Annotated in this window: 19 protein-coding genes and 1 pseudogene; 9 read left to right on the forward strand and 11 right to left on the reverse strand. The window is 73.9% G+C overall.

Annotation, left to right across the window (positions count from 1 at the left end; all coding sequences use genetic code 11):
* Positions 1 to 120: 120 nt before the first annotated feature.
* Together alc and B072_RS0118700 are read right to left on the reverse strand one after the other, a co-directional pair.
* Positions 121 to 1248 (reverse strand): allantoicase, encoded by a 1128-nt coding sequence (gene alc, locus B072_RS0118695; protein WP_026246004.1) that lies wholly within the window; start codon positions 1246 to 1248, stop codon positions 121 to 123.
* 59 nt (positions 1249 to 1307) lie between these two features.
* Positions 1308 to 2231 (reverse strand): LysR family transcriptional regulator, encoded by a 924-nt coding sequence (locus B072_RS0118700; protein ID WP_018531491.1) that lies wholly within the window; start codon positions 2229 to 2231, stop codon positions 1308 to 1310.
* A gap of 115 nt (positions 2232 to 2346) precedes the next feature.
* On the opposite strand from B072_RS0118700, the pseudogene B072_RS0118705 reads away from it, so the two are divergent.
* Positions 2347 to 3456, forward strand: a pseudogene (locus tag B072_RS0118705) (MFS transporter); the annotation flags it as partial.
* A gap of 95 nt (positions 3457 to 3551) precedes the next feature.
* Here B072_RS0118705 and B072_RS46565 read toward each other — a convergent pair.
* Genes B072_RS46565 through B072_RS0118720 form a run of 3 tightly spaced genes read right to left on the reverse strand, consistent with a single transcriptional unit; the run spans position 3552 to position 6751 of the window.
* Positions 3552 to 4499, reverse strand: a complete 948-nt coding sequence (locus B072_RS46565) for a DMT family transporter (protein ID WP_078506483.1) — start codon at positions 4497 to 4499, stop codon at positions 3552 to 3554.
* Positions 4500 to 4550: 51 nt separating this feature from the next.
* Positions 4551 to 5480 carry an EamA family transporter gene (locus tag B072_RS0118715; protein WP_018531494.1) on the reverse strand — a complete coding sequence of 310 codons (930 nt, stop codon included), beginning with the start codon at positions 5478 to 5480 and terminating at the stop codon, positions 4551 to 4553.
* Positions 5477 to 6751, reverse strand: coding sequence for an MFS transporter (locus B072_RS0118720; protein ID WP_018531495.1), 1275 nt, complete (start codon positions 6749 to 6751; stop codon positions 5477 to 5479). The genes B072_RS0118715 and B072_RS0118720 overlap by 4 nt, the downstream gene beginning before the upstream one ends.
* Positions 6752 to 6869: 118 nt before the next feature.
* Between B072_RS0118720 and B072_RS0118725 the strand changes: the two genes are divergently transcribed.
* Positions 6870 to 7373, forward strand: coding sequence for a MarR family winged helix-turn-helix transcriptional regulator (locus tag B072_RS0118725; protein WP_018531496.1), 504 nt, complete (start codon positions 6870 to 6872; stop codon positions 7371 to 7373).
* Here B072_RS0118725 and B072_RS0118730 read toward each other — a convergent pair.
* From B072_RS0118730 to B072_RS0118740, 3 genes are read right to left on the reverse strand one after another with little or no spacing between them, the layout of a single operon-like run.
* Positions 7370 to 8014, reverse strand: a complete 645-nt coding sequence (locus B072_RS0118730; protein ID WP_018531497.1) for a LuxR C-terminal-related transcriptional regulator — start codon at positions 8012 to 8014, stop codon at positions 7370 to 7372. The genes B072_RS0118725 and B072_RS0118730 overlap by 4 nt on opposite strands.
* The gene (locus B072_RS43445; protein WP_106432889.1) at positions 7978 to 9240 is read right to left on the reverse strand and encodes a sensor histidine kinase; all 1263 of its coding nucleotides are present in this window, start codon (positions 9238 to 9240) and stop codon (positions 7978 to 7980) included. Before B072_RS43445 ends, B072_RS0118730 begins: the two co-directional genes overlap by 37 nt.
* Before the next feature lie 36 nt (positions 9241 to 9276).
* On the reverse strand, positions 9277 to 10728 hold the full coding sequence (locus B072_RS0118740; RefSeq protein WP_018531499.1) for an FAD-dependent monooxygenase: 1452 nt from the start codon (positions 10726 to 10728) through the stop codon (positions 9277 to 9279).
* Between the two features lie 156 nt (positions 10729 to 10884).
* On the opposite strand from B072_RS0118740, the gene B072_RS0118745 reads away from it, so the two are divergent.
* On the forward strand, positions 10885 to 11466 hold the full coding sequence (locus tag B072_RS0118745) for a TetR family transcriptional regulator (protein ID WP_018531500.1): 582 nt from the start codon (positions 10885 to 10887) through the stop codon (positions 11464 to 11466).
* Between the two features lie 91 nt (positions 11467 to 11557).
* Here B072_RS0118745 and B072_RS0118750 read toward each other — a convergent pair whose 3' ends face one another.
* From B072_RS0118750 to B072_RS0118760, 3 genes are read right to left on the reverse strand one after another with little or no spacing between them, the layout of a single operon-like run.
* Complete coding sequence (locus B072_RS0118750) at positions 11558 to 11797, reverse strand: hypothetical protein (RefSeq protein WP_018531501.1); 240 nt, start codon at positions 11795 to 11797, stop codon at positions 11558 to 11560.
* Positions 11798 to 11817: 20 nt separating this feature from the next.
* Entirely contained in the window at positions 11818 to 13887 is a 2070-nt protein-coding gene (gene malQ, locus B072_RS0118755) for a 4-alpha-glucanotransferase (protein WP_018531502.1), read from the reverse strand.
* Entirely contained in the window at positions 13884 to 14141 is a 258-nt protein-coding gene (locus tag B072_RS0118760) for a hypothetical protein (RefSeq protein WP_018531503.1), read from the reverse strand. The genes malQ and B072_RS0118760 overlap by 4 nt, the downstream gene beginning before the upstream one ends.
* A gap of 307 nt (positions 14142 to 14448) precedes the next feature.
* Between B072_RS0118760 and B072_RS0118765 the strand changes: the two genes are divergently transcribed.
* The 6 genes from B072_RS0118765 (at position 14449) to B072_RS0118790 (ending at position 21743) form a co-directional block, all read left to right on the forward strand.
* Positions 14449 to 17439 carry a beta-N-acetylglucosaminidase domain-containing protein gene (locus B072_RS0118765; RefSeq protein WP_018531504.1) on the forward strand — a complete coding sequence of 997 codons (2991 nt, stop codon included), beginning with the start codon at positions 14449 to 14451 and terminating at the stop codon, positions 17437 to 17439.
* Positions 17440 to 17505: 66 nt separating this feature from the next.
* Positions 17506 to 18081 (forward strand): RNA polymerase sigma factor, encoded by a 576-nt coding sequence (locus B072_RS0118770; RefSeq protein WP_018531505.1) that lies wholly within the window; start codon positions 17506 to 17508, stop codon positions 18079 to 18081.
* The gene (locus B072_RS0118775; protein WP_018531506.1) at positions 18078 to 18950 is read left to right on the forward strand and encodes a zf-HC2 domain-containing protein; all 873 of its coding nucleotides are present in this window, start codon (positions 18078 to 18080) and stop codon (positions 18948 to 18950) included. Before B072_RS0118770 ends, B072_RS0118775 begins: the two co-directional genes overlap by 4 nt.
* Positions 18947 to 19747 (forward strand): ATP-binding cassette domain-containing protein, encoded by an 801-nt coding sequence (locus B072_RS0118780; RefSeq protein ID WP_018531507.1) that lies wholly within the window; start codon positions 18947 to 18949, stop codon positions 19745 to 19747. The genes B072_RS0118775 and B072_RS0118780 overlap by 4 nt, the downstream gene beginning before the upstream one ends.
* The gene (locus tag B072_RS43450) at positions 19744 to 21135 is read left to right on the forward strand and encodes a US12 family protein (protein WP_018531508.1); all 1392 of its coding nucleotides are present in this window, start codon (positions 19744 to 19746) and stop codon (positions 21133 to 21135) included. Before B072_RS0118780 ends, B072_RS43450 begins: the two co-directional genes overlap by 4 nt.
* A complete protein-coding gene (locus B072_RS0118790; protein WP_018531509.1) occupies positions 21132 to 21743 on the forward strand; it encodes a hypothetical protein in 612 nt (203 codons plus the stop codon). The genes B072_RS43450 and B072_RS0118790 overlap by 4 nt, the downstream gene beginning before the upstream one ends.
* Positions 21744 to 21755 lie beyond the last annotated feature (12 nt).

Consider the following 21755-nt stretch of genomic DNA (forward strand, 5'->3'; position numbering starts at 1 on the left):
TCGTGCGCCATCTCAGGGGCGCGGGTCTGTGGGGGAAGGCTGCGCGCAGCGCATGCCTTCAGGGGCGCGGGGAACTGCGCGACCAGCCCCCACCGGGCCGTCAGCCCGCGACGAAACCGATCAGCCCCGCTGGAAACGCTCCTCCAGCGCCGCCCGACCCTGCTCCGTCAGAACGCCATGCACCCGCATCCGGGCCACCCCACCGTCGGGGAACGCGTCAAGACGGACATGCGTGGCCACCGCCTGCGCGGCGAGGGGGAAGCGGTGCAGCGTGTCGGGCTGCAGCTTCGTGCGGGGGATGATCTCGAACCACTCCCCCGTCTCCCCGTTGCGCCCGCTCAGCGCGATCCACCCGGCCGAGTTCCCCTTCAGGTACGCCGTGTCGATCTCCACGGCGCGGATCGCGCCCTGCGCGGCGAGCCGGAAGCGGACCCAGTCGTTGGTGCCGTGCACGCGGCGGCGCCGGTTCTCCCAGCCGTCGTCCATCTTCCGCGACGTGCCCGGCAGGATGATCTGCGTCGGCGACGAGTAGAACTTGTCGGACGCGTCCTCGTAGGCGCCCCCGTTGAGCACGGAGGCGAGGTCGAACGTGCCGAGCAGGTCGAGCCACTCGGGGTCGGGCAGCACTTCGCCGTGCACCCGCAGCCGGGCGATGCCGCCGTCGGGGTGCTGGCAGACGCGGACGTGCGTGTAGCGGCGCTCCGAGGTGACGGCAAAGGCGTTCGCGGCGTGCCCGCGCACCTGGCTGACGGGGACGATCTCCTCCCACTTCACGTCGTCGGCGAGCAGCTCGTCAGGGCCCGGCGCGCCCGGGACGCTCGTGGCCTGGATGCTCACGCGCTGCGGGTAGTTGCCGCGGAAGTGGGCGGTGTCGACGACCACGCCGCGGACGACGCCGGGCGCGCCGAGCCGGACGATCGCCCAGTCGTGGTCCTCGGGCGCCGGGAAGGGCTCGTCGGAGGTGCCGCGGCGACGGCGGGTCTCCCAGCCGTCCATGACCTTGCCCTTGTGCCCGAAGTGCTCGGGGTCGAAGACGGCCCGCTCGCGCACCAGGAGGTTCTCGCGCTGGGCGAAGAACTCGTCGTTGGCGGCGATGACTCCGGCGCCGAGCCGCCGGTCGGCGAGGTCGACGAGCTCGGCGAACGCGGTGGCGTCACCGAAGGTGCGGTAGTCGGCGTACGGGTCGCCGCCTCCGTAGGGGGCGGCGTCGTTGGCGTGCGGGTCGTCGGTCACAGGAGTCGAAGTCATGGCCCCACTGTCGGGCGCGGCGAGGCGGTAGGTCCATCGAAAGTTTTCGGGGTCGCCTTTCAGCTGTGCTGAACGGTCAGGGCGTCGAGGACCCGCCGTACCGCGGCCCCCTCCTCCGCCCCCTTCCGCACGGCCGCCACCACATGCCGTACGGGACGGTCGGCGCCCAGCGCGCACATGACGACACCGTCCCGCCGCGCCGCCGCCATCCGCGGGACGAGCGCGACGCCCATACCCGCCTCGACCATGGCGAGGATCGCGGTCCAGCCTGCCGCGCTGTGGGCCTGCTCCGGCACGAACCCGGCGGCCTCGCAGGCGGCGGTGGTGATCTCCGACCAGGGGCCCGAGCCGCCGAAGATCCAGGGCTCGCCCGCGAGGTCGGCGAGGCGCAGGCCCGGCTCGCCCGCGAGGGGGTGCCCGACGGGCAGGGCCACGTCCAGCGGGTCGGCGAGCAGCGGCACCCGCGTGAACTTGGGGTCGCGGGCGGTCGGCGCGTGGGCGGCGAGCGAGAGGGCGAGGTCGACGTCCCCGGCGGCGAGCAGCTCGTAGGCCTGCGCGGCCTCGGCCTCGCGGACCCGGACGGTGATGCCGGGGCGCTCGGCGCGCAGCGCCCGTACGGCGGGGACGACGAGCGCGGGCACGGCGGTGGAGAAGGCCGCCACCCGCACGAGTCCGCTTTCGCCCCGCACGTAGGCGGCCAACTCGGCGTCCGCGCGCTCCAGTTCGGCGAACACGGCCTCCGCGTGGCGGAGCACGAGATGCGCGGCGTCCGTGAGCCGTACGCGCCGCCCCTGCGCCTCCAGGAGGGGCACCCCGAGCTGCTTGGCCAGGTTGGTGAGCTGCTGCGAGACCGCCGACGGGGTCATCAGGAGGGCCTGCGCGGCGGCGGTGACGGTGCCGCGCTCGCGCAGCGTCCGCAGGATCACCAGCTTCTTGATGTCCCACCGGTCCCGGCGCGGTGCGCGCGGCTCGTCGTCGCTCATGGGGTCAACGTACGGGCTCGTACGGCCACCGGCGCGAAATACCTTGACATCAAGATTCTTGATGACGAGACTCCCAGTGATCGCGGACGCGGCAGAACGAGGGGGAGGTTCCACGATGAAGCCAGGCGGGGACGGGCTGATCGCCCAACTGAGGCAGCCACCGGGCGGGCGCGACGCCCGGCTGATGCTGCTCGGGCAGTTCCTCGACCGGGCGGGGACCGGGGTGTGGGCGGCGGCCTGCGTGCTGTACTTCACCTTCGTCGTCGGCATGGACGGCGGCCGGCTCGGACTGCTGCTCGGCGCGGCAGGGGTCGCGGGCATCGCCGGTTCCCCGGTGGCGGGACGGCTCGCCCAGCGGTTCTCCGTACGGGCGCTGCTGGTCGGGTGTCATCTGCTGCGGCTCGGGGCCGTGCTGGCGCTGCTCGCGCTCACGGACTTCTTCGCGCTGCTCGCCGTGGTCGCGCTGATCTGCGCCGGGGACCGGGCCGCGAAGACCCTGGAGATGATCTTCGCGACGGAGGCGGCGGGCGAGCGCAGGGCCACGTACCAGGCGCTGTCGCGCAGTGTCGCGAACGCGGCGTACGGGGTCGGGGCGGGTGTCGCCGCGATCGGCCTCGCCGTCGGCACGCTCGGCGCGTACCGGGCGCTGATCGTCGCCGACGCCGCGTCGTTCGTGGCCGCCGCCGCGCTCGTGCTGCGTACGGCACCGCGCCGCGGCCGCGCCCCGGCGGACCGGCCCGCCGACGAGACCGCCGCGCCGCCTGCCGCGTCGAATCCCTGGCGCGACCACCGCTATCTCCTCTTCGTCCTCCTGGACATCCCCATGACCATCGACGGCGCGATCCTCGACGTCGGGCTGCCGCTGTGGCTGGTGCACCACACGGACGCGCCGCACACCCTGGTCCCGGCCTTCCTGGTGGTCAACACGCTCATGGTCGTGCTGCTCCAGCTCCGGGTCACCGCACGCTTCTCCGACACCGGCGGCGCGCTGCGCGCCCTGCCCCGCTACGGTCTGCTGGTCCTGCTCGGCTGCACCTTGCTCGCGGTCTCCGGCACGGGCGGCGCCTGGACGGCATCCCTGTTCCTGATCGCCTGCACGGTGCTGATCACGCTGGCCGAGCTGATGCGTTCCGTCAGCTCCTGGGAGCTCGCGGTCCGGCTCGCCCCCGAGGACGCCCGCCCCGCCTACCTCGGCGTGGCCGGCATGTCCCAGTCCATCGAGAAGTCGGTCGGACCGCCCGCCCTGACGTCCGGGGTGATGGCGGCGGGGCCGCTCGGCTGGATCGGGCTCGGGGTGGGTGTCGTGGGGCTGTCGCTGCTTCAACGCCGTTTGTGCGCGGGCCGGTTGGCGGACGCGAGCACGACTCCCCCGAGGATCAGGGCCAGGCACAGCCCCCGCGTCCGGCCCACGTCCTCCCCCAGCACGACGTACGACAGCGACGCGACGCAGACCGGCTGCAGGTAGTACACGACCCCGGCCCGCGCGGCGCCCACCAGGGCGATCGCCTTGTTCCAGGCGAAGAAGGCGATCGCCGACGAGACCACGCCCACGTACAGCAGCGGTCCGACCGTCCCGGGCCGCACCGCGAAGCCGCCCTGCACCGCCACGCTCACCGCGAACGCGGGCAGCAGCATCAGGGTGCCGAGCACGAACGTCGCGAACAGGAAGGCGACGCCCCCGATCTCCTTCGGGCGGCGGCGCAGCAGGGCGCTGTACGAGCCGAAGCAGACGGCCGCGCCGACCACCCACAGGTCGCCGGGAGCGAAGTCCGGGGTCGGTGACCCCTTGCTCACCAGCAGGACGACTCCCGTGCAGGCGACGAGCGTTCCGGCCACCCGGCGCGGCCCGAGCCGGGCTCCGCCGAGCCGTTCGTAGACCGCCATCAGTACCGGCGACGCGGCCATGATCATGCCCATGTTCCCGGCGGAGGTCGTCAGGCCCGCCTGGTTCACGAGGGTGTTGTAGACCGTGACGCCGAGGAGCGCGGCCAGGGTCACGAACGTCACGTGCTTTCGCAGCGAGGCCCGTTCACGCCATGCGGCCCGCACCCCGAACGGTGCCACGGCCACGAGCGCGATGACCCAGCGCCAGAACGCGTGCTGGACCGGCGGCACGCTGTCGTGCAGGCCGCGGGCCGTGACGAAGCTGCCGGACCACAGGACGGTGGCGACGGCCGCGAGGAGCAGGCCCGCACCGAGCCCGCCCGCCGCGCGGCCGGGGGCCGCGCTCGGTTCGACGGGGGTGCGGGTCCGGTCCAGGACTGCCATCGGGGCCTCTCGCTCAGGGGTGCGGACGCGCCGGGAGTTCCCGGCACGCGGCTACCGTCGCAGGGCCTCACTCGTCACGTCCATCGAAACCTTCCGGCGGTGACGTTCAGCTCTACTGAACGTTTCTTCGGGGCGCCCGGCCCGCTGGCCCAGCACCGTCGCCCCCAACGCCACGGCCATCCCGGCCAGTTGGAGGGGCGTGAGGTCCTGTCCCAGCGCCGCCCAGCCGATCACCGCCGCGGTCAGCGGGGAGAGCGGGCCGAGCAGCGTGACCTGCGTGGCGCTGAGCCGGCCGATGCCGCGGAACCAGAGCCAGTACGCGACCGCCGTGTTGGCCAGGGCCAGATAGGCATAGCCGGTCAGGGCCCGGCCGTCGAGCGCGGGCGGCGCGCCCTCCACCGCCCAGGCGAGCGGGGCGATCAGCAGGCCGCCCGCCGTCAGCTGCCAGGCGGTCAGCGCCAGCGGGCCGATCCCCTCCGGCCGTCCCCACTTCTTCGTCAGGACCGTGCCGGTCGACATCGACGCCGCGGAGGCCACGGCGGCCGCCACGCCGAGCGCGTCGAGGCCGCCCGCCGCCCGCAGCACCACCAGGCTCACCCCGAGCGCGGCGGCTGCCGCCGTCAACAGCGCGCGCCGGGTGGGGAGTTGCCGGAGCAGCGGGACCGCGAGGCCCGCCACGAACAGCGGCCCCAGCGAGCCGACCACCGCCGCGAGTCCGCCCGGCAGCCGGTACGCGGCCAGGAACAGCAGCGGGAAGAACGCCCCGATGTTCAGCGCGCCGAGCACCGCGGAGCGCCACCACCAGCGCCCCGCCGGGAGCCGCCGCGCGAGCGCGAGGAGTACCAGGCCCGCGGGCAGCGCCCGCAGCGTCGCGGTGAACAACGGCCGGTCCGGGGGCAGGAGTTCGGTCGTCACCGCGTACGTCGATCCCCAGGAGATGGGGGCGAGCGCGGTCAGCAGGATGGTCGGCGCGCGCCTCATGCCGCCCTCACCACGTCACCGGCGGACCGCACGGACCGGGCCACGACCACCGACTCCACCGGGAGCCGGCGCTCGACGCGCAGCAGCAGCCCGGCGGCCAGCAGCGACGTGCCGATCAGGAACAGCCACGGCACCCGGCCGTCGACCGCGAGCAGCGTGGTGAACAGGGACGGCGCGAGCGCCTTCGCCAGCGACCAGGAGAGCTGGTACGTGGCCATGTACCGGCCGCGCACCGCCTCCGGCGCGGCCGAGACGGCGAGGACCTCGGCGGCCGGGCTGTGGATCAGCTCGCCGAGCGTGTAGAGGACGACCAGCGCGACCAGGACCGACCCGACCAGCCACGCGGAGCCCGGCCGGACGGCGCCGAGCACCGCGAGCCCGGCGAACGACGCCGTGAACAGGAGCCCGCCGAGCGCCGCCGCCCGGGTCCGCCGGGCGCCCGCGCCGCGCACCCGGCCCGCGACGAACATGCCGACGGCCCCGCACAGCACCGTGTTGACCGTGAAGGCGGTGCCGGTGAACACCGCCGGGGCGCGCAGCCACTGCACGACGAAGAGCGGGAAGAGCACCGAAAGGGCCGAGTAGGACAGGGCGTTGAGGAAGTTCGCGGAGGTCACGATCAGGAAGGGGCGGTCGGCGGCGACCAGCCGGTAGCCCGCGCCGCCGCGCCCGCCGTGCTCATCCTGGCCCGCCGTACGCTCCGGCCGCACCGGACGCAGGGGCCGCAGCAGCAGCCCCGCCACCGCGAAGGTCAGCGCGTTCGCCCAGGCCGCGTACGTGTACGCGCCGCTGCCCGCGACCCCGATCACCAGCGTCGCGAGCAGCGATCCCGCGCCGAGTCCCCCGTTGGTCAGCGCGCGCAGCGCCGCTTGGAGCCGGTCGCGGTCGGCGCCGCGCGCCACCTCGCCGATCAGGGCGGACTGCACCGCGGGGAAGGCCCGGTCGGCGGCGGCCGTCACGAGGACCACCGCGGCGAAGGCGGGCAGTCCGTGAGCGGCCGGGTAGAGAAGGAAGCCGAGCGCGCGGGCCGCGTAGAGGACGTACTGGACCGGGCGCGCCCCGAACCGGTCCACCGCCGCGCCCGCGACGGGCAGCGCGCCCATCCCGATCAGGCCCGTGACGGTGAGGACCGCGCCGACGACCGGGAACGACAGGCCCGTTACGTGATGGAAGAAGACCAGCGTGAACGGGATGTACATGCCGTTGCCGACCCCGTTCACCGCCGCCGCGAAGGTCATCGACCGTTCGCCGGGTATGCGCTCGCCCCGCACGGGACCCACCCCTCCGTAGGCATTCCAAAGCAGCTCGATGGAAAGTAGCTTAGTCGCAAGCTACTTTCCGTCAAGCTACTTTCTTGCCCGAAAGCGACCGCGAACCGATACTGGGCGGATGACCGACAAGGACGCCGTCGACGCGATCATCGAGCAGTGGGCGGCCGTCCGCCCCGACCTCGACACCACCGCCATGGAGGTGTTCGGCCGCGTCTACCGCCTGTCCCGCGCGATGGGCGACCGCATCGAGCAGACGTACGCGCGGCTCGGCATCTCGCGCGGCGAGTTCGACGTGCTGGCCACGCTGCGCCGCGCGGACGCCCCGTACACGCTCTCCCCCCGTCGGCTGTCGGCGACGCTGATGCTGACGACGGGCGGCATGACGGGACGGCTCGACAAGCTGGAGCGGCGCGGCCTGGTCCGCCGCTCGCCCGACCCGCACGACCGGCGCGGCCTCCAGGTCACGCTCACCGAGGAGGGCCTCGCCGTCGTGGACGAGGCGGTGGGCGCCGGGCTCGCCGTGCAGAAGAAGGCCCTGGAGGGCGCTCTGGACGGACCGCAGGCCGAACAACTCGCGGGTCTGCTGAGGCAGTTGCTCACCACGACCACGTCAACGGCCTAGCCCTCCAGATACGCCAGCACGGCCAGTACCCGCCGGTTGTCGCTCTCCCCCGGGTACAGCCCGAGCTTCGTAAAGATGTTCCCGATGTGCTTGGTCACGGCCTTCTCCGAGACGAAGAGGGTCTCCGCCACGCCCGCGTTGGAGCGGCCCTGCGCGAGCAGTCCGAGGACCTCGCGCTCGCGGGCCGTCAGGGAGCCGAGCCGCTGGTCGCGCACCTTGCGGGCCAGGAGCTGGGAGACGACCTCGGGGTCCATCACCGTGCCGCCGTCGGCGACCTGGCGGATGGTGCGCAGGAACTCGGCGCCGTTCGTGACCCGGTCCTTCAGCACGTACCCGACCGAGCCCGCGCCGTCGGCGAGCAACTCCCTTGCGTACAAGGGCTCCACGTACTGGGAGAGCAGCAGCACCGGCAGGCCCGGCACCTGTGCGCGGGCCGCGAGCGCCGCGCGCAGGCCCTCGTCGCTGAAGTCCGGCGGCAGGCGTACGTCGACGATTCCGACGTCCGGGCTCTCGGCGACGAGGGCCTTGAGCAGCTCGGGCCCGTTGTCGACGGCGGCGACGACCTCGTGGCCGTACGCCGCCAGGAGCCGTACGAGACCGTCCCTCAGCAGGAAGTGGTCTTCGGCGACGACAACGCGCACGGCACCTCCATCGAGATCTGGGTGGGGCCGCCGGCCGGGCTGTTGACGGCGAGGACGCCGTCGAAGGTGGCGAGGCGCCGCTCGATGCCCGCGAGGCCGCTGCCGAGGGCCGGGTCGGCGCCGCCGGTGCCGTCGTCGGTGACGCCGACCCGCAGCACCCCGGCGCGGTGGGCGATGTCGATCCACAGGCGTGTGGCGTCCGCGTGCTTGGCGGCGTTCGTGACCGCCTCGGCGACCGCGAAGTAGACCGCGGACTCGACGGGCGCCTCCGGGCGGGCCGGCAGGTCGACCGTGACCTCCGCCTCCAGCGGGCTCAGCAGCGCCAACGACCGTACGGCGTCGGCGAGTCCGCGGTCGGCGAGGACGGGCGGGTGGATGCCGCGGACCAGGTCGCGCAGTTCCCGCAGCGCGGCCGTGGACGAGGCGCGGGCCTCCGCGAGCAGCGCGCCCGCCGCCTCCGGGTCCTCCTTGAGCCGGTGCTCGGCGGCGTCGAGCGTCATGCCCATCGCCACCAGCCGGGCCTGCGCCCCGTCGTGCAGGTCCCGCTCGATGCGCCGGAGTTCGGCGGCCGAGGTGTCGACCGCGTCGGAGCGGGTCGCCGAGAGGTGCGCGATGCGGGCGGCCATCATCTCCTGGTCGCTGGGGGTGAGCATGGCGCGGACGAAGCGGGTGTGCAGGGAGACGACGGTGGGCGCCATCGCCAGGCCCGTCACGGTGACGAGCGCTCCGACGACGGCCGCGAGCGCCGCGGTCGTGCCGTCCGTGACCTCGAAGCCGATGTACCAGAGGCTGCCCTGCCAGTACTGGCCGCGCGTCGCGAGCGCGGGGCCGAAGGCGCCCAGGAAGAAGCCGTAGAGCCCGTACAGGACGAAGGAGAGAGGGGCGCAGACGAGGAGTCCGGCGGGCAGCGAGTGCACCGCGGTCCAGCGCCAGCCGCGCACGTCCCGCGGGTCGCCCATCAGCCACTTCCAGCGTCCCGCGAGGTCGAGCGGCGGCCTGCCGCGCGGCGCCGGGGGCCGGGGCGGCGACTCGACCGGGACGCCCGACCAGGCTCCGGCGAGCGCCCGCTGCCGGTCCGCGAGGCGGCGCATGCCCGCGACGGACCAGCGCAGCAGCCCCGGCAGCGGGAGGAGCGCGGAGACGAACGCCGTCGTCGTCCAGTGCATGGCCACCAGCCACAGCCACATCTGCTCATGGCACCGCCGGATCCCCCTGAACATCTCCATGTCCCCCAACTCCCCTGCTCAAAGCGGCTCTTTCCGCTACCGCAACGAGTATCCGGCGAAATCCCGGGGGAAGTCGGTGGACTTAACTCCCCCTTCCGCGACCTCGTCCGCCGCCCACGCCGCGTATCCGTCGGGCCGCACGAGCAGCGCCGTACGGCGGCCGCTCGCCCAGTGCGCGACCCGCACCGCGTCGCTCTTGTACGTGTCCCCCTGGGGCAGGATCAGCATGAACTCGCCCGCGCGCAAGGCCTCGTAGAGCCGCGAGCCGCCGTCGAGCGCCACGTCCGGCACCCGCGTGCCGACGAGGCGGTGGGAGCCCTTCGGCGCCGGGTAGCGGAAGCCGATGCCGGTGATCTGTCCGACGGCGCGGTCGCGGGCGGGGCGCACCCGGGCCAGGAACGCCGTCAGGCCCGCACGGGCCGCGAGCGTCCACGGGCGCTTGGCCATCGCGAGGCGCACGAGGCCGCCACTGCTGCGCAGCACGGCCTTGCCGACGGGGTGGCGCTCGGCCTCGTACGTCTCCAACAGCCCTTCCGACGCACGGCCGTTGAGGACGGCGGCCAGCTTCCAGCCCAGGTTGGCCGCGTCCTGGAGGCCGGTGTTCATGCCCTGTCCGCCCGCCGGGGTGTGCACGTGCGCGGCGTCGCCCGCGAGCAGGACGCGGCCCACGCGGTAGTGCGGCGCCTGGCGCTCGTCGCTGTGGAAGCGGGACATCCAGCGGGCGTCGTGCATGCCGAAGTCGCGGCCGAGGGCGAGCCGGGCGATCTCCTTGATCTCGTCGAGGTCGAGGGGTTCGCTGTCGGGGACGTCGTGGGCCCGGTTCCAGCCGATGACGCGGTAGTAGCCGTCGCCGAAGGGCGCGATGAAGGCGAAGGCGTCGCCGGCGGTGTTCACGGTGAGCACGTTCTCCGGCGTCTCGGCGAGCCGCACGTCGGCGAGGACGACGGAGCGGATGACGGACCTGCCGGGGAACGGCAGCCCCACCGCCTCGCGCACCGCGCTGCGCATCCCGTCGGCGCCGACGACGTACGCGGCGCTCATCTCCTGCGACTCGCCGCCGCCGCGCCGCACTTGGAGAGTGACGCCGTCCGTGCCCTGGATCAGACCCGTCACCTCGGTCTCGTACGAGAACGAGACCCCGGCGTCGATCGCGCGCCGCTCCAGGGCCTTCTCCACCTCGAACTGCGGCAGCACGAGCAGGTGGTTGAAGCGGCTGGGGAGCGCGGAGAGGTCGATGGTGAGGCCCTCGAAGAGGCGGAGCCGGTCGAGCTTCTGGCCGCGGGCGTCGATCTCGTCGGCGAGGCCCCGCGCGTCGAGCTGCTCCAGGGTGCGGGCGTGCACGACGAAGGCGCGGGAGAGGTTGCTGATCTTGTGGGGGCGCTTCTCGACGAGGGTGACGGGCACGCCGGCGGCGGCGAGGTCCCCCGCGAGGAGCAGGCCCGTGGGCCCGGAGCCGACGACGATCACGGTCTGCGCGGTGCCGTTCATGGTGGCCTCCTACGACCGGGACTGACCTGAGCGGAAGCTGTCGGTCAACACCTGTGGGTCAACGCTTGTGGGTCAACGCTTGTTGGTCAACGCTTGTTGGCAAACGTAGAGCCGCCGCTATGGACTGTCAACAGGCGTTGGCCTACGTTTGTTGGCATGAGCGAGAAGCAGCAGGCGGAACGGGGCGTACGGCGGTCGGACGCGACCCGCGCCACGATCCTGGCCGCGGCCCGTGAGCGGTTCGCGGCGGACGGGTACGAGCGGGCCACCATCCGGGCCATCGCGCGCGACGCGCGGATCGACCCGTCCATGGTGATGCGGTACTTCGGCAACAAGGAAGGCCTCTTCGCGGCCGCCGTCACGCTCGATCTGCACCTGCCGGACCCGGCGGGCGTCGCGCGCGAGGACATCGGCCGCACCCTGGTGGGCCACTTCCTGGCGCTGTGGGAGGAGAACGAGGTGCTCACGGCCCTGCTGCGGGTCGCCGCCACCAACCCGGCCGCCGCCGAGCGCATGCGGGGCGTGCTGCGCGAGCAGCTGGTGCCGATCGCGCTGCGGGTCTGCCCGGACCCGGAGCAGGCGCCCGCGCGGGCGGCGCTCGGCGCGTCACAGGTGCTCGGGTTCGCGCTGACCCGGTACGTGCTGGGATTCCCGGCGAGCGCGGCGCTCGGCCGGGACGAGGTCGTGGACTGGCTGGGCCCCACCGTGCAGCGCTACCTGACGGCGGAGAATCCCTGAGAAACGGCGGAGAATCCCTGAGAACGCGTCGAGGGCACCCACCGCGGCGTCGGCCACGGCGGGTGCCCTCGATCGAAGCGAGTGCGGGCGGTCAGCCCTGCTTCTGCTGCTTGCGCGACTTGTCGCCCAGCATCACCAGACCGGCGATGATCGCGAAGATCGCGAGTGGGGCCACGACGTACAGGCCGATCGTGTCGATCACGCTCAGGCCGGTTCCCGGGTCGTCGCCGTCGTCGCGCGTGAGCGCGAACACGGGGGACGACATGAGCAGCATCATCAGCGTCGTACCGGAAGCCAGGGCGCCGGCGCGCAGGGCGTTCTTCTTGTCCACGGTGCCAACGTAGCGAACCCCTAAACGGGGCGCGCGCCCGGGGGGCCTGTAAGGGGCACGTCCGGCGCCGGGTCCGGGCCCGCGAACACGTCGAGCAGCGCGTGCGCCCGCGGGGACGCGGCCAGTTCCTCCAGGGTGACGGGGTGACCGTCGGCGTCGGCGACGGGCAGCCGCCAGTTGGGGTACTCGTCCCAGGTCCCCGGCAGGTTCTGCGGGCGCCGGTCGCCGACCAGGTCGGGCAGCCAGACGCCGATCATCCGGGCGGGGGTGCGCAGCAGGAAGCGGTGGACGGCGCGGACCGACTCCTCCTCGTGGCCCGGGCCGCCCTCCAGGAGGCCGAGGCGGGTGAACAGGCCGAGCCAGTCGGCGACCTCCGCCGTCGCCTCGGCGGCCGTGGCCGTGGAGAGCCCGAGCCGCTCGCGCAGGCGGACGTCGTCGCCGGTCAGACGGGCCGCGGTGGACGGCAGGTCATGGGTGGTGGCGGTGGCGACACAGTCCGTGCGCCAGTCCTCGGCGGGGACGGGCGGCTCCCCGGGGGACTCCCAGTCCCGCTCGAACCAGAGCACCGAGGTGCCGAGCACCCCGTGCGCGCGCAGCGTCTCGCGCACGCCCGGCTCGACCGTGCCGAGGTCCTCCCCGATGACGTACGTGCCCGAACGCGACGCCTCAAGCAGCAGCACCGCGAGCATCGCCTCGGCGTCGTACTGGACGTAACAGCCCTCGGTCGGGGCCTCGCCCTCCGGGATCCACCAGAGCCGGAACAGGCCCATGACGTGGTCGATGCGCAGGGCGCCCGCGTGCCGCATGAGGTGGTGGAGGAGGTCGCGGAAGGGCGCGTAGCCGGTCTCGGCGAGGCGGTCCGGGCGCCAGGGCGGCAGGCCCCAGTCCTGGCCGCGGGCGTTGAACGCGTCCGGTGGCGCCCCCACGCTCATGCCCTGCGCGAAGACGTCGCGCTGCGCCCAGGCGTCGGCGCCGCCCGGGTGGACGCCGACCGCGAGGTCGTGCACCAGGCCGATCGGCATGCCCGCCTCGCGCGCGGCCCGCTGGGCGGCCGCGAGCTGGCCGTCGGTGAGCCAGGCGAGGCGGCAGTGGAGGTCGACGCGGTCCATGGCCTCGCGCCGGGCGCGGCCGGTCTCCGGCGAGCGCGGGTCCTGGAGGGCGGTGGGCCAGGTGTGCCACTCGGGGCCGTACCGCTCGGCGAGCGCCAGGTACGTGGCGTGGTCCTCCAGGGCGGGGCCCTGTTCGGCGAGGTAGTCGCAGTAGGCGGCACGGCGGCCCGGGGTGAGCGGGACGTCGCGGACGATCTCCTCCAGGACCTCGCGCTTCAGCGCCCAGACCGCGTCCCGGTCGATCAACTCGCCCTTGCCGAGCACCGCTTCCCGTAACGCGGCGGCCTGGACGGTGCGCGAGGACACGTACGCGTACTCGGGGATGTCCTCGATCCGCAGGTGCACCGGGTCGGGGAAGCGGCGCGAGGACGGGCGGTACGGCGACGGGTCCGTGCCGCCGCCGGGACCCGCGGGGACCGCCGCGTGCAGCGGGTTGACCTGGAGGAAACCGGCGTTGTGGGTGCGCGCCGACCAGGACGCGAGGTCGGCCAGGTCCGCGAGGTCGCCCATGCCCCACGAGCGGGTGGAAAGCAGGGAGTAGAGCTGGACGAGCAGGCCGTGGGTGCGCTCCGGCGGTGTGGGGGCCGCGGGCGGCGCCACGATCAGGTGCGCGTCGGCGGTGCGTCCGTCCGGCGCGACGACGCGCAGCCCGTGGACGCCGGGCGGGGTCGGCACGGCCGGGTCCCAGGCCGCGTATGTCCGCCCGCCCTCCAACCGGAGCCTGCACCGGGCTCGTTCGGGCAGTCGCAGCACCCACTCGGGGGTGGAGCCGTCGCCGCGGAGCACCACGGTCGGCGGGACCAGGTGGTCCGCGAGTTCGGCCTCCCGCGCGGCGAGCGCGCCGGGGACGTCCCGCACGTCCACGCCGAGGGCGGTGAGGGCGGCGGTCAGCGCCGCGTCGGACGCGCGGACGGTGCGGCCGGGCGCCGGTGAGTAGGAGGTGGCCACGCCGTACAGCTCGGCGAGGCGGGCCAGGGTCACCCCGCGGCCAGGCCGCTCGGGGTGGGCTCGGACGTCAGCGGCAGCTCGTCGGAGAGCGGCGGCTCGGACGTGAGGGGCGCGTAGTCCGCGAAGGGCGGCTCGCTGGTCAGCGGGGACTCGGAGGACGACGAGGTGGTGCTGTCGGCGCCGGTCATCGTGAGGTCGGGACCGATCATGCCGAGGTCCGGACCGGTCAGAGCGATGTCCGCCGGTTTGGAGAGGGCCGAGAGCAGAAGCTGAGCTGATGCGGCCACGGGGGCCTCCTTCGTAAAAGGGGGTCGTGAGTCGGAAGCCCTACCCAGTGCGCGCCGCCCCAGACCTGTTCGGCCGGGCAACGTGTTACTGGTCACATTGTGTACGGCAAAAGGAAATTGACCAGAGGGCCTGCGAAACCGGAAGACCTTCACCGGGCTCACCACGCCCGGCCGGGCAATTGCGGCACATCGGCCACGGGCGTTGACACCCTGCCCCGGTGAGTGGTGGGCTCGTAGCCACTCTGGGTCAGCTGTCTCTCACATCTCTACAGATTCAGCGCAACTGAACTTTTTCGAGGAGTCCGCCGTGCAACTCCGGCGCAGGAAGAGGGCGGCGGCCCTCGCGGTCGTGGTCATCGCGGGGACGCTGGGCGGCGCGACCGGCGCGCTGGCGGCTCCGCCTGCCCCGGGAACCTCGTCCGGCGACCTGACGACGGACGCGGGTCTGCCGTCCGTGTGGCCGCGGCCGCAGTCGATGCGGGCCTCGGACCACGGGGTGACGGTCCCGGACACGGTGGTGCTCGTGGCGCCGGACGGCACCGACCCGTACGCCCTGGAGACGCTGCGGACGCTGCTGCGGGGCGCCGGTGCCCGGCAGATCCACCAGGTCCCCGCCGAGGCCGCGGTGCCGGCCGGCTCCGGGCTCGTCGTGCGGCTGGGCTCGGCCGCCCCCGAGCGGGCGTCGGGTGCGGCTTCGTACCGCCCGAACTCGCACGACACCAACGCCAGTTCCCTGGACGCGACCCTGCGCGGCCTGGGCGCCACGGCCCGCCGCGACCTGCCGTCGGGCGGCTACCGCCTCGCGGTCGGGCCCGCGTCCGGGCGTCCGACGGTCGCGCTGGAGGGCATCGGCGCGGACGGTCTGTTCCACGCGGTGCAGACGCTGCGGCAGCTGGTCGAGGGCCGCGAGATCGCCGGGGCCGTCGTACGCGACTGGCCGGGCACGGCGGTACGCGGCCTGACCGAGGGGTTCTACGGAACCCCGTGGACGACCGAACAGCGTCTCGCGCAGCTGGACTTCATGGGCCGCACGAAACAGAACCGCTACCTGTACGCCCCGGGCGACGATCTGTACCGGCAGGCCCGCTGGCGCGAGACGTACCCGGCGGCGCAGCGCGCGGACTTCCGGGAGCTGGCCGAGCGGGCCCGCGCGAATCACGTCACGCTCGCCTGGGCCGTGGCGCCGGGCCAGGCGATGTGCATGTCGTCGCCGGACGATCTCAAGGCGCTGAACCGCAAGCTGGACGCGATGTGGGCGCTGGGCGTGCGCGCCTTCCAGCTCCAGTTCCAGGACGTGTCGTACAGCGAGTGGCACTGTTCCGCGGACGCCGAGGAGTTCGGCTCCGGGCCGGACGCGGCGGCGCGGGCGCAGGCGAAGGTCGCGAACGCGGTGGCGAAGCACCTGGCCGCCCGTCATCCGGACGCCGAGCCGCTCTCCCTCATGCCGACCGAGTACTACCAGGCCGGGAAGACGGAGTACCGCACGGCGCTCGCGCGCGGCCTGGACGATTCCGTGCAGGTGGCGTGGACGGGTGTGGGCGTGGTCCCGCGCACCATCACCGGCGGTGAACTGGCGGACGCGCGCCGGGCGTTCGCGTCGTCGGGCGCGGCGCACAAGCTGCTCACGATGGACAACTACCCGGTCAACGACTACAAGCAGGACCGCATCTTCCTCGGCCCGTACACCGGCCGGGAGCCCGCGGTGGCGTCCGGCTCGGCGGCCGTGCTGGCCACCGCCATGGAGCAGCCGGCGGCCTCCCGCATCCCGCTCTTCACGGCCGCGGACTACGCGTGGAACCCGCGCGACTACCGGCCCCAGGAGTCCTGGAAGGCGGCGATCGACGACCTCGCGGACGGCGACAAGGACGCGGCGGCGGCGCTGAACGCGCTGGCGGGCAACGACGCCTCGTCCGTCCTCGGCTCCGAGGAGTCCGCGTACCTCAAGCCGCTCGTCTCGGCCTTCCGGCAGGCCCGTACGACGACGGACGCGGCCCGCATCAAGAAGGCGGCGAAGGAACTGCGCGCCGCGTTCACCCAGATGCGCCGCACACCGGACACGCTGGACGCCACGGAGCTGCGCACCGAAGTGCGGCCCTGGAGCGACAAGTTGGGCCGCTACGGGCAGGCGGGCGAGGCCGCCGTCGACATGCTGGACGCGGCGGCGCGCGGCGACAGCGCGGCGGCGTGGCAGGCCGCCCGCCGCCTGGGGAAGCTGCGTACACAGCTGAAGGCGAACCATGTCACCGTCGGGGAAGGGGTGTTGGACCCGTTCCTCAAGCAGGCCGAGAAGGAGTTCGCGGCCTGGGCGGGCACCGACCGGAGCGACGCGACGACCGGCCCGAAGGCCGAACTGCCGCGCGTACGGGCCCTGTCCACGGTCACGGTGCTGAGCACGCCCGGCACGCAGGGCACCGTCGAGGCGCACGTCCCCGGCGAGGGCTGGCAGCGGCTCGGCGACCTGACGGACGGCGGCTTCACGGAACTCGCCGCGAAGAACACCCGGGCCGACGCGCTGCGCGTCACGGGCGCGCCCGCGGCCGACGTGGCGCACGTCGTCCCCTGGTACGCGGACTCCCCGGCCGCCTCCCTCTCGCTGGCCCGCACCGAGGCCGACGCGGAGATCGGCGGCGGCGCGCAGAAGGTGACGGCACGCCTCACCTCGCAGCGCCCGGACGACGTGAAGGGCGAGCTCAGGGCGAAGGCCCCGCACGGCATCAAGGTGTCCGCGCCCAAGGAGTCCGAACTCCCGCGCGGTACGAGGGTGGACGTCCCGGTCGAGATCACGGTCCCGGCGGACACCCCGGCCGGGACGTACGAGATCCCGCTGACCTTCGGCGACGAGACCCGCACGGTCTCGGTCCGCGCCTACCCGCGCACCGCGGGCCCCGACCTGGCCCGCACCGGCACGGCCTCCTCCTCGGCGGACGAGACCCCGGACTTCCCCGCGTCCGCCGCCAACGACGGCAAGCCGGACAGCCGTTGGTCGTCCCCGGCGAAGGACGGCGAGTGGTGGCAGACCGAACTCCCCGACCCGGTCCGCCTGGGCCGGGTGGCCCTGCACTGGCAGGACGCCTACGCGAAGACCTACCGCATCCAGACCTCCACCGACGGCCGCACCTGGCGCACGGCGGCGACGGTGCGGGACGGGCACGGCGGGCGCGAGTCGGTGCGGATGGACGCGCGGGACGTGAAGTTCGTGCGGGTCGTCGGGGACGAGCGGGCGACGAAGTACGGGATCTCGTTGTGGTCGGTGGAGGCGTACGCGGTGGCGGCCCCGCGGCACGGATCGCACAGCTGATCCCCGCCTCAGTGAACCGGCCGGGGTAGGTCGGTCGATAGACGGGTTGTGAGACTGTTCCGGCCCATGGGGGCTGATCAAGATACCGGCGACGGCGCGCTGTTGCGGGCCGTCGCACGGGGGGACGCGGACGCGCTGGCCACGCTCTACGACCGGCACTCCGGCTGGCTGCACGCACGCCTCACGCGTCGCTGCGCCGACCCGGAGGCGGTCCGCGAGGTCCTCCAGGACACCTTCCTCGCCGTGTGGCGGTCGGCTAAGGCGCACCGGGGCGGTGAGGTCGGCGGCTGGCTGTGGACGATCGCGGCCCGCCGCCTGGTCGACGCCCAGCGGGCTCAGGCGCGGGCCGAGCGGGTCGACGTACCGGTGGCCGACGCGGCGCCGTCCACCGAGGACCACGTCCTCGCCGGGCTCCAGTACGGCGACGTGGGCACCGCCCTCGACCGGATCTCGCCCGAACTGCGCGACGTGCTGCGGGCCACCGTCGTCGACGGTCTGACCACCCGGGAGGCAGCGCAGCTGCTCGGCATACCGGAGGGCACCGTCAAGACCCGCGCGCTGCGCGCCCGCCGTGAACTGCGGGCGGCGCTCGCCGGGCTGGCCTCGGCCGGCCCGCTGGAACCCCTGGGAGGCACCGCGTGAGCGACATCGCCTGGCATGTGACCGACGGCGCCGCCGCGCGCTACGTGGACGGCTCCCTCCCGGAGCCGGACTGCTGGTCCGTGGAACGGCACGTGGAGGGCTGCACCGCCTGCGCGATGCGGGTCTCGCACGCGGCCCGGGCCGGTGCGGCGGCTCCCGTCCTCGCCGACGTACGGGCCGCCCTCCTCACCGACGTCCGCGCCCCTGCCCCTGCCCCTGCCCCGAAGACGCGGCGGATCGGCAGGCTGTGGTGGAGCGTGGGGCCCGCGCTGCGCGGGCCCTGGCTGGTGGCGCTGCTCGTCGTCGCGGCGGGGGCGGTGGCCCTCGCGTACGGCACGGGGTTCGACGGGGCGCGGCCGCTGCTGCTCGCGCTCGCGCCGGTGGTACCGGTGGCCGGGGTCGCGGTGTCCTTCGGACGGCACGCCGACCCGCTGCACGAGATCGCCGCGGCCACACCGCGCGGCGGGCTGCGGCTCGTCCTGGTCCGCACCCTCGCCGTGCTCGCGGCGAGCCTGCCCGTGCTGACGGCGGCGGGGCTGCTGCTGCCCGAGCCGGACGGTCCTGCCCCGGATCCGGCGGCCTGGCTGCTGCCCGGTCTCGCGCTCACCCTGGCCGCGCTCGCGCTCGGCGGATACATCGGCTGCCGGGCCGCCACGGCCCTGGTCGGCGGCGGCTGGCTGGCGGCGGTGACGGTACCCACGGCCACCGCGGCCACCGCGCCCCAGGAAGCGACAGCGCGCCTGTCGGAACAGCTCGCGACCTACTTCAACGGGCCCGCGCACCAGACGAGTTGGGCAGCCGCTCTCGTGCTGTGCGCCGCCCTCGTCGCCCTGCGCAGGGCCTCGTACGACCGCTTGGAGACGATGTGACCACGACGACCGCCACCGCGCACGCGCAGGCGATACGGGTGTCCGGACTGACCGTCCGGTACCGCAGGACCACCGCTCTGGACGCCGTCGACCTGGACTTCGGCACCGGGGTGCACGGGCTGCTCGGCCCCAACGGCGCGGGCAAGACCTCTCTCATCCGCGTCCTCGCGACGGTGGCCCGACCCACCGCGGGCCGCGTGGAACTGTTCGGCGGGGATCTGACGGGCCACCGCGAGCGACGCGCGGCCAGGCGCGAACTCGGCTATCTCCCGCAGGACTTCGGCTACTACCCCGGCTTCACGGTGCGCGAGTTCGTGGCGTACGTGGCCTGGCTGAAGGAGATGCCCGCGGAGGCGACCGCGGCCGCGGTGGAGCGGGCCGTCGCCCGGGTCGGTCTCGCCGACCGCATCGACGCGAGGATCAAGACGCTCTCCGGCGGCATGGTGCGCCGCGTCGGCATCGCCCAGGCCGTCGTCAACGACCCTAAGATTCTGCTCCTCGACGAGCCGACGGCCGGGCTCGACCCCGAACAGCGGGTCGAATTCCGTTCGCTGCTCAGGGAGTTGGGCCAGGAGTCCACCGTCCTCGTCTCCACGCACCTGGTGGAGGACGTGGCGGCGGCATGCACCGACGTCACCCTCATCGAGCACGGCCGGGTCGCATACAGGGGCACCCCCACGTCCCTGGCGGCCCTGGGCCGCGACGGCGACGAGTCCGACGGCAACGCCATCGAGCGCGGCTACACGACAGCACTGCGCGCCCACCGCGCGGCCGCGCCCGAGGGGGTCGGCGCATGAGTGCTCCCACCTCGCTCGACGACCGGCCGCACACGTCCGCGCCCGCGCCGGTCCGTGTACGGCGCGCGCCGCATCCGCTGCGGGCGGAGCTGCTGCGGGGGCTGCCGCCGTGGGCCGGGCTCGGCCTGGCGGTCACGCTCGGTGCGTATCTGTACAACACCAGCGAGACATGGCAGGGCAGCTGGACCGACACCATGGGCATGTTGCGCGCGGGCGGTGTCATGCTCGGCGGCCCGCTCGCGCTCGCGGCCGGCTGCTGGCAGGGCGGACGGGAACGCCGACGCGGCACGGACGTGCTGCGGGCCGCGTCGGCGCGCGGGCCGCTCGCCCAGTTCCTGGTGGCGGCGCTGCCGCTCGCGTGCTGGCTGACGGTGGCGTACGCGCTGGCGTTCGCCGGCGGCACACTCGCCAGCCGGCCGTACGCGACGCCGGGCGGCTTCGTCCCGACGGCTTTCGTCAGTACGGCCGCGGCCCTTGCGGCCTGTTCCCTGATCGGCCACGTCGTGGGTGCGCTCGCACGCTGGCGGCTGGCGGCACCTCTGCTGGGGGTCGCGGGGTACGGGCTGTTCGGCGTGGCCGCCACCACCCGGAATGCGCTCCGTTTTCTCGGTCCCGTGCCCGAGGGGTTCACGAGCGACCAGTTGCTCGTGTGGTGGCATCCGTTCCTGACGGCCTGGTGGGTCCTCGCGCTCGCCGCCGCCGCAGCCCTGGCCCACACCGCGCGCCGCCGCTGGACCGCGCTCGTCCCGCTGGCCGCCGCGGTCGTCGCAGCCACGCTGCTTCTCCAGGTCGGCGACGGCATGTCCCGCCCCGATCCCCGCGCGCACCGGCAGGTGTGCACCACGGACACCGTTCCGCAGATCTGCGTGAACGGGACCCGCGCCCGCCAACTGCCCGCGGTCACGGCGGCCATGCGCCCGCTCACCGACCGGCTCAAGGGCGTGCGGAACCTGCCCACGCGCTTCGAGGACCTGCCGGGGCGTCCGGCAGCCGACGAGGCGGAGCTGCCGATGCTCTATCCACTGGGCTGGCATCTGGTGCGCGGACGTATCACCGATCCCGAGCAATATCGGTGGGAGGCGGCCGCGGGACTCATCGACGGCTACGACTGCCCCGTCCGGGACATTCCCGCCGAGGTCGCACTGGTCGATCAAGCCGTGCAGCGCTGGCTCGGTCCCAGCCACATCAGCGACATCATCCGCAAGCAGCATCTCAAGAGCGCGCGTGCCAACAACGACAAGGCAGCACTACGCCGCCTCAAGGCCGAACAGCGCGCCTACGACCACCTGCGCACCATGTCCCCGGCCGACCGCCACACCTGGCTGTCCCGCTACTTCGAGGACCAGGAGCGCTGCGGCCGCACCGACAGCGAGGTGCCGCAGCTGTGAACACGACGGCTCTGAACCCCTGGCTGCTGTACGCCCGCTCCCGGGCCCTGCCCATGACGGTGGCCGCCCTCGCCGCCACGGCACTCCTGACCCTCTGGGCGGCGACCCGCCCCGACACGTACGTGGACCCGTACCGCCGTGTCCCGCTGCTCTCCCTCGCCCCGCTGTTCGCTTCAGCCGTGATCGGGGTGAGCACCCACCAGTACGCCCGCGAACTGGACCGCACCGCCGTGCGCCGCTGGTGGCCGCTGCGGCTGGCCCATCTCGTCGCGCTGACCGCGGTTGCCGCGACGGTGCTGGCGCTCGCCCTCCCCGGGCACGTCCAGGAGTTCGGCGCGGCCGCCATGGTCCGCAACACGCTGGGGGCCACCGGGCTCACGGCTGTCGCCGCGGTGGTCCTCGGGGCACGCCTGAGCTGGCTGCCGACACTGCTGTACATCGGTGCCGTCTACCTGTCGTACTCCAACCCGCACCTGCACGGCGCGACCATGCTGACGTGGTCGATGCAGTCGGGTCCGCAGCGCGAGGCGTGGGCCGTGGCGCTGACCGCGTTCGTGGTCGGCGCGGCCTTGTACGCGCGCGTGGGGGCGCGCGGCGATCGGGGCTAGGAAGGTCTGCGT

The sequence above is a fragment of the Streptomyces sp. HmicA12 genome (assembly GCF_000373565.1).
Classification (GTDB): domain Bacteria; phylum Actinomycetota; class Actinomycetes; order Streptomycetales; family Streptomycetaceae; genus Streptomyces.